Origin of the sequence: Streptomyces sp. NPDC001381, from assembly GCF_042895685.1 — a bacterium.
In the GTDB taxonomy this organism is placed as follows: domain Bacteria; phylum Actinomycetota; class Actinomycetes; order Streptomycetales; family Streptomycetaceae; genus Streptomyces.
The window spans coordinates 481,605-493,796 of sequence record NZ_JBIAWO010000001.1; the positions used below are offsets into that span (position 1 = coordinate 481,605).

13 protein-coding genes are annotated in these 12,192 nt (G+C 73.8%); 8 read left to right on the forward strand and 5 right to left on the reverse strand.

Annotated elements, in window-relative coordinates; translation table 11 throughout:
• Nucleotides 1-19: 19 nt before the first annotated feature.
• The gene (locus ACFY2L_RS02195) at nucleotides 20-298 is read right to left on the reverse strand and encodes a hypothetical protein (protein WP_390655769.1); all 279 of its coding nucleotides are present in this window, start codon (nucleotides 296-298) and stop codon (nucleotides 20-22) included.
• A 37-nt stretch (nucleotides 299-335) separates the two neighbouring features.
• The gene (locus ACFY2L_RS02200; RefSeq protein WP_390656192.1) at nucleotides 336-1,112 is read right to left on the reverse strand and encodes a PspA/IM30 family protein; all 777 of its coding nucleotides are present in this window, start codon (nucleotides 1,110-1,112) and stop codon (nucleotides 336-338) included.
• Nucleotides 1,113-1,441: 329 nt separating this feature from the next.
• Between ACFY2L_RS02200 and ACFY2L_RS02205 the strand changes: the two genes are divergently transcribed.
• The 3 genes from ACFY2L_RS02205 (at nucleotide 1,442) to ACFY2L_RS02215 (ending at nucleotide 3,974) form a co-directional block, all read left to right on the forward strand.
• A complete protein-coding gene (locus ACFY2L_RS02205; protein ID WP_390655768.1) occupies nucleotides 1,442-2,038 on the forward strand; it encodes a DUF3043 domain-containing protein in 597 nt (198 codons plus the stop codon).
• 83 nt (nucleotides 2,039-2,121) lie between these two features.
• The gene (locus ACFY2L_RS02210; RefSeq protein ID WP_390655767.1) at nucleotides 2,122-2,832 is read left to right on the forward strand and encodes a class I SAM-dependent methyltransferase; all 711 of its coding nucleotides are present in this window, start codon (nucleotides 2,122-2,124) and stop codon (nucleotides 2,830-2,832) included.
• Between the two features lie 68 nt (nucleotides 2,833-2,900).
• On the forward strand, nucleotides 2,901-3,974 hold the full coding sequence (locus ACFY2L_RS02215; protein WP_390821271.1) for a S1C family serine protease: 1,074 nt from the start codon (nucleotides 2,901-2,903) through the stop codon (nucleotides 3,972-3,974).
• Nucleotides 3,975-4,023: 49 nt separating this feature from the next.
• Here ACFY2L_RS02215 and ACFY2L_RS02220 read toward each other — a convergent pair whose 3' ends face one another.
• Nucleotides 4,024-4,236 carry a hypothetical protein gene (locus tag ACFY2L_RS02220; RefSeq protein WP_055633266.1) on the reverse strand — a complete coding sequence of 71 codons (213 nt, stop codon included), beginning with the start codon at nucleotides 4,234-4,236 and terminating at the stop codon, nucleotides 4,024-4,026.
• A gap of 114 nt (nucleotides 4,237-4,350) precedes the next feature.
• Here ACFY2L_RS02220 and ACFY2L_RS02225 point away from each other — a divergent pair, with 114 nt between their 5' ends.
• A complete protein-coding gene (locus ACFY2L_RS02225) occupies nucleotides 4,351-5,559 on the forward strand; it encodes a bifunctional adenosylcobinamide kinase/adenosylcobinamide-phosphate guanylyltransferase (RefSeq protein ID WP_390821272.1) in 1,209 nt (402 codons plus the stop codon).
• Nucleotides 5,560-5,592: 33 nt separating this feature from the next.
• Here ACFY2L_RS02225 and ACFY2L_RS02230 read toward each other — a convergent pair whose 3' ends face one another.
• The gene (locus ACFY2L_RS02230) at nucleotides 5,593-6,516 is read right to left on the reverse strand and encodes a class I SAM-dependent methyltransferase (RefSeq protein ID WP_390655764.1); all 924 of its coding nucleotides are present in this window, start codon (nucleotides 6,514-6,516) and stop codon (nucleotides 5,593-5,595) included.
• Nucleotides 6,517-6,666: 150 nt separating this feature from the next.
• Here ACFY2L_RS02230 and cobT point away from each other — a divergent pair, with 150 nt between their 5' ends.
• From cobT to ACFY2L_RS02245, 3 genes are all read left to right on the forward strand, one after another.
• The gene (gene cobT / locus ACFY2L_RS02235; protein WP_390655763.1) at nucleotides 6,667-7,767 is read left to right on the forward strand and encodes a nicotinate-nucleotide--dimethylbenzimidazole phosphoribosyltransferase; all 1,101 of its coding nucleotides are present in this window, start codon (nucleotides 6,667-6,669) and stop codon (nucleotides 7,765-7,767) included.
• 63 nt (nucleotides 7,768-7,830) lie between these two features.
• Nucleotides 7,831-9,561, forward strand: a complete 1,731-nt coding sequence (locus ACFY2L_RS02240) for a phosphatidylglycerol lysyltransferase domain-containing protein (protein WP_390655762.1) — start codon at nucleotides 7,831-7,833, stop codon at nucleotides 9,559-9,561.
• Nucleotides 9,558-10,331, forward strand: a complete 774-nt coding sequence (locus ACFY2L_RS02245; protein ID WP_390655761.1) for a hypothetical protein — start codon at nucleotides 9,558-9,560, stop codon at nucleotides 10,329-10,331. Before ACFY2L_RS02240 ends, ACFY2L_RS02245 begins: the two co-directional genes overlap by 4 nt.
• 58 nt (nucleotides 10,332-10,389) lie before the next feature.
• On the opposite strand, the gene ACFY2L_RS02250 is transcribed toward ACFY2L_RS02245, so the two are convergent.
• The gene (locus ACFY2L_RS02250) at nucleotides 10,390-11,145 is read right to left on the reverse strand and encodes a hypothetical protein (RefSeq protein ID WP_390655760.1); all 756 of its coding nucleotides are present in this window, start codon (nucleotides 11,143-11,145) and stop codon (nucleotides 10,390-10,392) included.
• Nucleotides 11,146-11,218: 73 nt separating this feature from the next.
• On the opposite strand from ACFY2L_RS02250, the gene ACFY2L_RS02255 reads away from it, so the two are divergent.
• The gene (locus tag ACFY2L_RS02255) at nucleotides 11,219-11,998 is read left to right on the forward strand and encodes an adenosylcobinamide-GDP ribazoletransferase (protein WP_390821690.1); all 780 of its coding nucleotides are present in this window, start codon (nucleotides 11,219-11,221) and stop codon (nucleotides 11,996-11,998) included.
• Nucleotides 11,999-12,192: the final 194 nt, after the last annotated feature.

Here is a 12,192-nt window from a genome sequence, read left to right on the forward strand (position 1 = left end):
CCGGACGGGCCGGGTGATCTCACCCCGGGATCAGCCCGCCGTCGCTCAGCATCGCCCGGACCTCCTCCAGCGTCGCGTCCGGGGACGGGAGGATCAGTTCCGACGGTTCGAGGGATTCGTCCGGCAGCGGCTCGCCGAGGCGGCGGACCGCGTCCAGCAGGGCACCGAGGGTGCGCTGGAAGCCGGACGCGTCGCCGCCCTCCATCTCCGCCAGCAGTTCGTCGTCCAGCTTGTTCAGCTCGGCGAAGTGGGAGTCGGCCAGCACCCACTGGCCCTCCCCCATGATCCGCACGATCATTCGGCCCTCCTCGGCTCCGGTCCCCGGCGCCGGGCTGTCACTGCTTGTCGAGGCGCGGGGTGTCCTGCGGCTGCTGCTGGGGCTGCGACTGGTTCGTGCCGCCTTCGATGGCCTGCTGGCCGGAGGAGGTGCCTCCGGCGAGCTCCGCCTTCATGCGCTGCAGCTCCAGCTCTACATCCGTACCACCGGAGAGCCGGTCCAGCTCGGCCTGGATGTCGTCCTTCGCGATGCCGGTGGGGTCGTCCAGGGCGCCGGAGGCGAGCAGCTCGTCGAGGGCGCCGGCGCGGGCCTGGAGCTGGGCGGTCTTGTCCTCGGCCCGCTGGATGGCCAGGCCGACGTCGCCCATCTCCTCGGAGATGCCGGAGAAGGCCTCGCCGATGCGGGTCTGTGCCTGGGCGGCGGTGTAGGTGGCCTTGATGGTCTCCTTCTTCGTGCGGAAGGCGTCGACCTTGGCCTGCAGGCGCTGGGCCGCGAGGGTGAGCTTCTCCTCCTCGCCCTGCAGCGTCGCGTGCTGTGTCTCCAGGTCGGTGACCTGCTGCTGGAGGGCTGCGCGGCGGGAGAGCGCCTCGCGGGCGAGGTCCTCCCGGCCGAGCGCGAGCGCCTTGCGGCCCTGGTCCTCCAGCTTGGAGGACTGCGACTGCAACTGGTTGAGCTGCAGCTCGAGGCGCTTGCGCGAGGTGGCGACGTCGGCGACGCCGCGACGGACCTTCTGCAGGAGCTCCAGCTGCTTCTGGTACGAGTAATCGAGGGTCTCGCGCGGGTCCTCGGCCCGGTCAAGGGCCTTGTTCGCCTTCGCGCGGAAGATCATCCCCATACGCTTCATGACACCGCTCATGGGCTTCGCGCGCCCCCTTCTGACGTCCAGCTCCAGCTCTGCGACAGAACCCACAGTACGGGCCCTGCATCCATTGACGCACTGTTCGGGGACGGATGCGCTCCTCCCCAAGGACGACTGACCGTGGGCCTGCTCCGGCGTAAGGAGTAGGTGACCTTCAGGGTCAGCGGTGGCTCCCCCCTGCGTCCTCTCTTCCCGGGGTTTCCCCCGATCCGTCCCGGTCCGTCTTCACTACAGACGACTGGTGTTGCCGGATCGTTCCCCGCGGGGCTGGGGTCCATGCCCGTGAGCGCTTACCCTTGGGTTTTGTGTTCCGTAGCCGTGCCAAGGAAGAGAAGGCCCCCGCCGACAAGGCGGTCGTGACCGACTCCAAGCAGCCCCGTGACCCGCAGGCCCCCAAGGGCCGGCCGACCCCCAAGCGCAGTGAGGCCCAGTCCCAGCGCCGCAGCGTCGCCAACACGCCGACCTCGCGCAAGGAGGCGGCCAAGCGTCAGCGCGACGAGCGCCGCGCCCAGCTGGAGCGTCAGCGCCAGGCGCTGGCGGGCGGCGACGAGCGGTACCTGCCGGCCCGTGACAAGGGCCCGGTCCGCAAGTTCGCGCGCGACTTCATCGACTCGCGGTTCAACGTGGCGGAGTTCTTCCTGCCCATGGCCGTGGTCATCCTCCTGCTGAGCCTGGTCCGGGTGGCCTCGCTGCAGACGATCGCGCTGCTGCTGTGGCTGGTCGTGATCGTGCTGATCGTGCTCGACTCGTTCGTCACCGGCTTCCGGCTGCGCAAGCGGCTCACGGAGCGCTTCCCCGACCAGAACCGCCGTGGCGCGGTCGCCTACGCGCTCATGCGCTCCCTGCAGATGCGTCGGCTCCGGCTGCCCAAGCCGCAGGTCAAGCGCGGAGAGCGGCCCTGAGCACGACGGCTTTCTCCGGGGGAGCGGCCGAGGCCTGGCTGAGCGGGCTGGGCGGGCTGCGCGATGTCGTACGGCAGGAGCTGGTGGCCCGGCAGCTCGACGAGCAGATCGCGGGACGCTATCCGGTCGGGCAGCGGCTGCGGGTGCTCGACGTCGGGATGGGACAGGGCACGCAGGCGCTGCGGCTGGCCCGGCTCGGCCACCAGGTGACCGGCCTGGAGAAGGACGCGACGATGGTCGCCGCGGCCCGCGAGGCCCTGTCCGGGGAGCCGGAGGGCATCCGGGAGCGGATGCGGATCATCGAGGGCGACGGCCGGGACACGGGCGTGCACTTCCTGCCCGGCAGCTTCGACGTGGTGCTCTGCCACGGCGTGCTGATGTACGTCGAGGAGCCGGACGCCCTGCTGGCGGGCCTGGCGCGGATGCTGGCCCCGGGCGGGCTGCTGTCGCTGCTGGTGCGCAACGCGGACGCGCTGGCCATGCGCCCGGGACTGGCCGGCGACTGGGCGGGCGCGCTGGCCGCCTTCGACACCGTGGCGTACACGAACCGGCTGGGGCTGGACGTGCGCGCGGACCGGCTGGCGACGCTGACCGACACGCTGGCCGGGATCGGGGCTCCGCTGCAGGCCTGGTACGGCGTGCGGGTGTTCACCGACACGGCGGCGGACGGGACCGGGATCCCCGGGGACCCGGAGGACGCCGAGGCGCTGCTGGCCGTCGAGGAGCGCGCGGGGCGGACCGATCCGTACCGGAGCGTGGCGGCGCTGCTGCATCTGTGCGGGGTGCGCGGCTGACCGGCGCGGTCCGCTCGTTCGGGTGAACCGGACAAGCCGGGCCGTCACCCCGAGGAGAGACTCGGGGCATGGACGCTTCCCCCACGCGTGTCCGGGGACTCGCCGCGCTCGCGTGCTCCGTCGCCCTGCTCGCCGGGTGTTCCGCGGCCGGTCCGTCGCCGGCGGCCAGGACCACGACCACGCAGGCCGCGCCCCGGGCCACGACGGTTCCCCGGCAGCCGGGGAACGAGCTGCAGCGGGCGTACCAGAAGGTGATCAAGGACGTCCTGCCGTCGGTCGTGCAGGTGCAGTCCGCCGACGGCCTGGGGTCGGGTGTCGTCTACGACGGCAGGGGTCACGTCGTCACCAACGCGCACGTCGTCGGCGACGGGCGGACCTTCCGGGTCACGACCGCGACCAGCGAGGAGCCGCTGAGCGCCACCCTCGTCTCCTCCTACCCCGAGCAGGACCTGGCGGTCGTCAAGCTGGACAAGGTGCCGGCCGGGCTGAGGGCGGCCGAGTTCGGTGACTCCTCGAAGGTCGAGGTCGGGCAGATCGTGCTGGCGATGGGCTCGCCCCTCGGCCTGTCGTCGAGCGTGACGCAGGGCATCGTCTCGGCGACCGGACGGACCGTCAGCGCGGGTGACGGGGACGGCGGGCCGGGGGTCACCATCGCGAACATGGTGCAGACGTCCGCGCCGATCAACCCGGGCAACAGCGGCGGCGCGCTGGTCGGCCTGGACGGGCGGGTCATCGGCATTCCTACGCTCGCCGCAACCGACCCGGGCCTCGGCGGGGCCGCGGCCGGCATCGGATTCGCGATCCCCTCGTCGATGGTGCGGACCGTCGCCGGACAGATCGTCAGGGACGGCAGGGTCACCGACTCGGGCCGGGCGGCGCTCGGGATCACCGGGCGCACCTTCGTGGACGCGGGCTTCCGGCCGGCCGGGGTCGCGGTGGTGGAGGTGCGGAGGAAGAGCACGGCCGACCGGGCGGGCCTGCGGGCCGGGGACGTCGTCACGGCGCTGGGCGACAGGTCCGTCACCACCGTCACCTCGCTGACGGAGGCGCTGGCCGAGGAGAAGCCGGGGGCGCGCACGACGGTGACGTTCACCCGGGACGGGGACGGGAAGAAGGCGGACGTGACCCTGGGCGAGCAGTGAGACGGGGGGCGCCCCGGTGCGCGGCGTCCCCCGTCCTACGGCTGTGCGGCTACGCCTCGTTCGCGTGCAGGCTCATGGGGCCGTAGATCTCGGTGGAGTCCTCGAAGAGCCGCACCTGGTCCGCGCCGCCTTCGAGCAGGGCCTTCCACTGTTCCCCGATCCAGGACTCGGCGTCCCCCTGGGTGGTGAACTCCTCCGGCTCCACCGCGGGCTGGACCTCCGTCCCGTCGGCCTTCTCGAACCGCCACGTCCATGCCGCCATGTACGCCTCCCTGATATGAACACGTGCAGAGCAGAAGCCGGATCTTGGTCCGGCTCCTGCCGAGCAGCCTAGTCGGATGCGCAAGACCAGGTCAGACACGCGAAAATCAGGTTCGTGGAAGTCACTCTGCTCGGTACCGGTGCCCCCGCGGGACTGCCCCGCCCCGACTGTCCCTGCGCGGTGTGCGCGACCTCGCTGGGTTCGCGCGCGCGTGCGGCGACCGCGTTGCTCGTGGACGGGGCGCTGCTGCTCGATCTGACGCCGGGGGTGGCGTTCGCGGCGGCGCGGGTGGGGCAGTCGCTGGGCGGCGTGCGGCAGGTGATGCTGTCGCACCCGCACGACGGGCCGCCGGTGGAGGTGCCGGCCGGGCTGCCGCAGCCCGGGCGGGTGTCGGACGGGCGGGAGCTGGCGCTGCTGACGGGACATCGGGTGCGGGCGGTGGCGATGGACGCGCCGGGCACCGGGTACGCGGTGACCGGTCCCGACGGGCAGCGGCTGCTGTACCTGCCGCCGGGGGGCGCTCCGGCCGGCCTGGAGGAGGGGCCGGAGCCCGTCGAGCGGTACGACATGGTCCTGGCGGATCTGGTGGGGCGGCCGGACGCGCTGGCGAAGCTGCGGGCGGTGGGTGCGGTGGGGCCGACGACGGACGTCGTCGCCGTCCACCTCGACCATGACGTGCCGCCGGGCGCGGAGTTGACGCGGCGGCTCGCGGCGGCGGGGGCGCGGGCGGTGCCGGACGGGGCGACGCTGGTGGTGGGGGTCTACGAGGACGTGCCGGACGTCCCGCGCCGGACGCTGGTGCTGGGCGGGGCGCGGTCGGGGAAGTCGGTGGAGGCGGAGCGGCGGCTGGAGTCGTTCCCCGACGTGCTGTACGTGGCGACGGGGGGTTCGCGGGGCGGGGACACCGAGTGGGCGGCGCGGGTGGCGACGCACCGGGAGCGGCGGCCGGGGTCGTGGCGTACGGCCGAGACGTGCGACCTCGTGCCCCTGCTGGCGGAGGACGGGGCGCCGTTGCTGATCGACTGTCTGTCGTTGTGGCTGACGGACGCCATGGACTCCGTCGGGGCGTGGGACGACGCGGAGTGGGCGGACGGGGGTGAGCGGGCGCTGCGCGCGCGGACGGCGGAGCTGACGGCGGCGGTGCGGGGGGCCCGGCGGACCGTGGTGCTGGTGTCGAACGAGGTGGGGTCGGGGATCGTGCCGGCCACGGCGTCGGGGCGGCGGTACCGGGACGAGTTGGGGCGGTTGAACGCGGCGGTGGCGGGTGAGTGCGAGGAGGTCGTGCTGGTGGTGGCGGGGCAGGCGGTGGTGCTGCGGGGGTGAGCCCTCCGCCCGCACCCGCCGGAGGCACCTCGGTCAGCCGGGACGTCTGCGGGCGATCACCCGGTAGGCGTTGGAGAAGCGGGTGCGGCTGAGGACGGGGGCCAGGGCGCGGTCCAGGACTGCCGCCACGGCTGCCGCGGGGAGGGCCGCGTGGTGCAGGCGGGTCCGGGTCAGTCCGCGGAAGACGGCCACGGAGAGGTCGTGGGGGGTGTGCGGGGAGCTGCGGTCCGTGGTGACGATGTCGCAGCCCCGCAGCTCCAGTTCCGTGCGGAGGTTGGCCAGGGGGATCAGATGGAGGTGGCGGGGCTGGTCGTAGGCGTGCCACCACTTGCCCAGGACGGCCGCGGACGCGCTGGCGGGGTCGGCGAGTTCCAGCAGCAGGTGGCCGCCGGGGCGCAGGGCCGTCAGGGCCGCGGCGAGTTCTTCCCGCGGGTCGCGGGTGTGTTCCAGGTGGTGGAGCATGCTGACGACGTCGTAACGGCCGCGCAGCCGGGCCAGGAGCTCGGGGCTCGTCAGACGGCCCTGGTGGGCTTCGTCCAGCCGGCCCGCCGCCGCGGCCCGCCGCACCCTGGGGGTCGGGTCCACCCCGTCGAACGCCGTGTAGGCGAAGAGTTCCTTGGCCGTCGCCGGGAAGGCGGCGCTCCCCGTGCCGACGTCGAGCCAGCTCTCCGGCTCGGGGAACGGCAGCATCGCGCGGGCCGTCGCCCGCAGGCGCCTGCGGCTGAACCGCTCCTCGCCGCGGACGTCGTACAGCGCCAGGCCCTCGGGGGTCAGGCGCGGGTTCTGGAAGGCGTGGGCGCAGTCCCGGCACTCGTCGAGCACGAAGGTGCCGGGTCTGCGGTGCCGCAGGTCCGGTGCGCGCAGCCGGGTGCGCAGGCGCTTGGAGCCGCACCAGGGGCAGTCGTCGCGGCGCGGATCGTGGACCGGCCTGGGCACGGTTCTGGGCCTGGAGGGCATGAGCGGCTCCGGAGAACAGAGAACAGGAGCTACGACATTCCGCAGCAAAGCGGAACGTATGGGATACCGATCTTGGGTGCAAAGACGTCGTGGGGGTGTGGTGACGATGTGGCGCCGGACCGCCCAGCGGGGGCCGGTACTGTTCGGCGAATGAGCTCGCTTAATCTCGACGACTTCACCGATCTGATCGAGCGCCCCGACGGCGGCGTGCGCCGCGACGCGGAGGCCCGCCGGGAACGTCAGATCGTGCCGCCCGGATCGTTGGGGCGCCTGGACGAACTGGGTGAGTGGCTGGCGGCGGCGCAGGGCGCGGTGCCCGTGCGGCCGGTGGTACGGCCGAGGGTGGTGCTGTTCGCCGGCGACCACGGCGTCGCCGGGCTCGACGTCTCGGCCCGGCCGGCGGGCAGCGCCGCGGAGCTGGTGCGGGAGATCCTGGAGGGCGCCCGCCCGGTCGCGGTGCTGGCGCGCCGGCTCGACGTGCCGGTGCGGATCGTGGACATGGCGCTGGACTGCGAGCCGGGCACGTTCCCGGAGGACGTGGAACGGCACCGGGTGCGGCGCGGCAGCGGCCGTATCGACATCGAGGACGCGCTGACCGCGGAGGAGGCCGAGGCGGCCTTCCGGGCGGGTGTGGCGGTCGCGGACGAGGAGGCCGACTCCGGTACGGACCTCGTCGTCCTCGGCGATGTGAGCGTCGGCGGGACCACGGCCGCCGGGGTGCTGGTCGCCGCGCTGTGCGGAACCGACGCCTCCGTGGTGACCGGGCGGGGCGGCGAGGGCATCGACGACCTGGCGTGGATGCGCAAGTGCGCGGCGATCCGGGACGCGCTGCGGCGGGCGCGGCCGGTGCTCGGGGAGCAGCTGCGGCTGCTGGCGACGGTGGGCGGTGCCGACCTCGCCGCGATGACGGGCTTTCTGCTGCAGTGCGCCGTACGGAAGTTGCCGGTCGTCCTGGACGGTGTCGTCGCGGCCGCCTGTGCGCTCGTCGGGCAGCGGATCGCGTTCCGGGCGCCGGACTGGTGGCTGGCCGCGCACAAGAGCGGTGAGCCGGGCCAGGCGAAGGCGCTGGACCGGATGGCGCTGGAGCCCCTGCTCGACCAGGGCGTGAAGGTCGGCGAGGGCACCGGGGCGCTGCTGGCGCTGCCGCTGGTGCAGGCCGCGGCGGCGCTGGCGGCGGAACTGCCCGAGAAGCCCGAGGCGGCCCCCGAGAAGCCGGAGCAGGACACGGGGATCACCGAGGACATCACCTAGCGAAAAGGGACAGGCGACCCAAAAGAGCGGTTTCCGTGAAGTGCGGCCATATGATCACCGCTCATGGGAAACCCCCGGGTCGCCGCCGTCCTCGCCGTCTGGTATCTGCGTGCCGTCGCCTTCGTCAACTTCCTCAGCGCGGTGTGGGTTTCCCTGGGACAGGACGTGCGGCGGCACAACCAGGAGGACTTCTTCACGCCGTATCTGCTGACGGCCGGATTCGCGTCCGGGGTGTTCACCGCGTTCCTGGCCGTCACCATGCGGCGGCGCAAACGGGCCGCCTGGATCCTCAACCTCGGCCTGAGCGGCGCCTTCCTGGGGCTGTTCGCGCTGGCCATGGCGTTCCCGGAGATCCGCCGCCACCCGCAGAACTGGGTGTCGCTCGTCCTCACCGCCGCCTTCGTGACCGCGCTGCTCGTCGGCCGGACCGAGTTCTACGCCAAGGGCGACCGCGCCAATCCGCGGCTCGCCGCGGCCGTCGGTCTCGGCGGACTGCTCGTCACCTCGCTGCTCGCCGCGCTGCTGGTGACGCTCACCAACCGGGCCTCCGCCCCTTCCACGTTCCTGGAACGCTGGCGGTACGGCGCGCTGCGGCTGGTCTCGGTGGCCGCCGACGACTACCGCGTCCCCGGCATCGCCCCGCCCACCTGGGTCGACGTCACCGTCAACGTGCTGAGCACGGTCCTCGTCCTGGCCGTCCTCTACGCCGCGTTCCGCTCCCGGCGCGCCGTCGACCCGCTCACCGAGGACGACGAGAAGCGGCTGCGGGAGCTGCTCGACCGGCACGGCGAGCGGGACTCGCTCGGGTACTTCGCGCTGCGCCGGGAGAAGAGCGTGTGCTGGTCGCCGACCGGGAAGGCGGCCGTCGCCTACCGGGTGGTGGGCGGGGTGTCGCTGGCGTCCGGGGATCCGCTCGGTGACCCGGAGGCCTGGCCGGGGGCGATCGAGCCGTGGCTGGCCGAGGCGCGGGCGCACGGGTGGATCCCGGCGGTGATGGGGGCGGGCGAGGAGGCCGGGACGGTGTACGCGCGGCACGGACTGGACGCCCTCGAACTGGGGGACGAGGCGATCGTCGAGGTCGCCGAGTTCACCCTGGAGGGCCGGGCCATGCGGACCGTCCGGCAGGCGTACAACCGGGTGCGCCGGGCCGGGTACACCGTGCGCGTACGACGGCACGAGGACATCCCGGCCGACGAGATGGCGTACCTGCTGCGCCGCGCCGACGACTGGCGGGACGGGGCGACCGAACGCGGGTTCAGCATGGCGCTGGGGCGGCTCGGGGACCCGGAGGACGGCCGCTGCGTGATGCTGGAGTGCGCCGACGCCCAGGGGCGCCTCAGGGCGCTGCTCTCCTTCGTGCCGTGGGGCCCGCACGGGCTCTCCCTGGACCTGATGCGGCGCGACCGGGACTCCGACAACGGCCTGATGGAGTTCATGGTCATCGAGCTCCTCCGGCGCGCCCGCGAGATCGGGATCACCCAGGTGTCGCTGAACTTCGCCATGTTCCGCTCGGTCTTCGAACGGGGCGCGCGTCTGGGCGCCGGGCCGGTGCTGCGGCTGTGGCGGTCGCTGCTGAGCTTCTTCTCCCGCTGGTGGCAGATCGAGTCGCTGTACCGCGCCAACGCCAAGTACCGGCCCATCTGGGAGCCGCGCTTCCTGCTCTTCGAGAAGAGCGCGGACCTGCCCCGCATCGGACTCGCGTCGGCACGGGCCGAGGGGTTCCTGACGACCCCGCCCACGGCGCCGGGGCTGCCGAAGCGGCTGCACCGCGAGCGTCTGGAGACCCACCGGTGAACCGGATCGCCCGCTGGGCCCGCACCGAGTGGGGGCCGCTGTACGAGGCCGTGCGCGGGCCCCTGGTGGAGCGGCGGTGGCGGGCGGTCCCGATGACCCTCGGCGCGGTGTGCCTGACGTCGGTCCTGCAGGTGGCGCAGAACCAGCCCTGGGGCTACGGGCCGGTGCAGGGCCTGGGCGCGGTCCGGGCCGAGGACCCCTTGTGGCTCGCCCTCCTGCGCACCCCGCTGTCGCTCTTCGTCCCCGCCCTCGACCTGCCGGTGTGGGGTGCGCTCGCCCAGATCCTGCTGGTGTTCGGCCTCGCGGAGCTGTGCCTGGGCTGGTGGCGCGCCCTGGTCGTCGGGTACGCCGCGACCCTCGCCGGCACCCTGTACGCCCGTGCGGGCATCGCCCTCGGCGCGCTCCCCGTCACCGACGCCCAGGTGGTGGACACCGGCCCCTCGGCGGCGGTGGTGGGCCTGGCGGTGTTCCTGGGCCGGCGTCATCGGGCGTACGCGACGGCGGGGGCGGTGATCGTGGCGATGGTGGTGGAGGTCCTGCTGAAGGACAACCTGGCGGGCAGGGAGCACCTGGCGGCGATCGCGGGGGTGGTGGTGCTGTGCGCCGGCCGCCGCGGGCCGGGGCGCCGGGTCGAAGGGGCGTGGGGATCCGCGCGACCGGCCACGCCGACCCCCGGGCGCGCCCCGCAGCGGGCACACCCGTCCCCCTGGGGCCCGTGGCGAAAGTGGCGCCTGCCGGGCGACGCCCGGCACGCTCCCCCACCGCCCTGAGGGCGTGGGCGGTACCCCCACTCCCGGCCGCGCGGCGTCGCCACTCTCGCAACAGGCCCTACGCGCCGCGTTCCAGCTCCGCAGTCGTCTTGCCGCCCAGCCAGTCGCCCACCATCCGGCGGGGCCCCGCCCATCGCCGGTCGTGCCGGTAGGCCCGCAGCACCGCCTTCGCCCGGGCCTTCGGCCGCCGCCGGTAGAAGCGGCGGGCCCACGGGGACCCGGGCCGCGCCACCCGTGCCAGGCCGATCAGGCCGAAGAACGGGATGAACACACTGAAGACCGCCATCTTGACCTTGCCCTTGAACAGCACGGCCAGCGAGAAGAGGAAGTTGACCGCGACGGTCGCGAGGACGCTCCCCCGGTCCTGGAGCTCGTCGTCGCTCAGGCCGTCGACGCCGAACGGCGCGGCCCCCACCAGCAGCAGTCCGACGAGAGCGGCCGTCAGCACGACGGCCTCCACGCTCTTGCGCCCCGCCTCCGTCCAGTACACGTCGTCGAGGTGCAGGATCAGCGCGAACTCGTCGAGCACGAGCCCCGTACCGATCCCGAAGACCACCGCGAAGGCGGCGGCGCCGAACCCCTGCCGGCCGCTGGCCACCGCCCCGAAGCCGCCCGTGACGGTCAGCACGACCCCGGGCACGACGTGGTGGATGTGCACCCCGCCGGAGCTGATGTTGCCGAAGGGCCCCCTGCCCGCCCGGATGAGCCGGGTGATGGCCCGGGTGATCAGGAAGGTGAGGACGAACGCGGTCAGCGCGAGGAGCAGGGGGAGTTTTCCCGGTTCCACGATGTTGCGCTGAAGCCAGTGGCCCATGTCCCCAGTCTCACGGGGAGCGGGGTGGGCCGCCTCGCGGGAAGGGCGTCCGGGCTAGTCTGCCGACGTGTTCATGACCTCAGCCGTCGACGGTCTCCGCTTCGCCTTCGGCACCCTCACCGTCCTCCCCGTCAGGGTGACCCGCTGGGACCGGGAGGCGGCGCGCGGCGGCATGCTGAGCGCCCCCGTGGTCGGGCTGGTCGTCGGGGGCTGCGCGGCCGGACTCGGCCTGCTGCTGCTCCTGCTGGGCGCGGGCCCGCCGCTGGCCGCCGTCGCCTCCGCCGCCGTGCCCGCGGTCCTCACCCGCGGACTGCACCTCGACGGGCTCGCCGACACCGCGGACGGACTGGGCAGCGGCAAGCCCGCCGAGGACGCGCTGCGGATCATGAAACAGTCGGACATCGGTCCGTTCGGTGTGCTCACGCTCGTGTTCGCGCTGCTGGCGCAGGTGGCCGCGCTGGCGCAGCTCTACGGCGAGTCCTGGGCCCGGGGTGCCGTCGCCGCCGTCACCTCGGCCGTGGCGGCCCGGCTGGCGCTCACCCTGGCCGCCCGCGCCGGCGTCCCGGCCGCCCGTCCGGAGGGGCTGGGCGCGGCGGTCGCTGGGGTGGTCCCGGTGCCGGGCGCGCTCGCGGTGACGGCCGTGTGCACCCTGGGCCCGGCGGCCTGGGGGGCGTCGTCGGGCGGGTACGGCGGTGTCCGTACGGCCGTCGCGATCGTCCTGGCGCTCGCCGCCGCCGAACTCCTCCTGCGCCACTGCACGCGCCGCTTCGGCGGGGTCACCGGGGACGTGTTCGGCGGCCTGGCGGAGACGGCGGCGACGACCGCGCTCGTGGCGCTGGCCCTGGCCGGCTAGGGGGTGTTTCGAGAGTCCTGTGCGGTGCCCGCGGTGTTCGGTGCGTGCCCTCGGCGTGCCGGACGAAGGCCCTCGTAGCGGAGCTACTTGGGCCTTTGGCCGGTGCGGCGAGGGTGCGTGCCGGGCGCCGCGGGTGCTGTGCGGGACTCTCGAAACACCCCCTAGGTCGTGTCCGCAAAGTCCCGCCGTTCGCC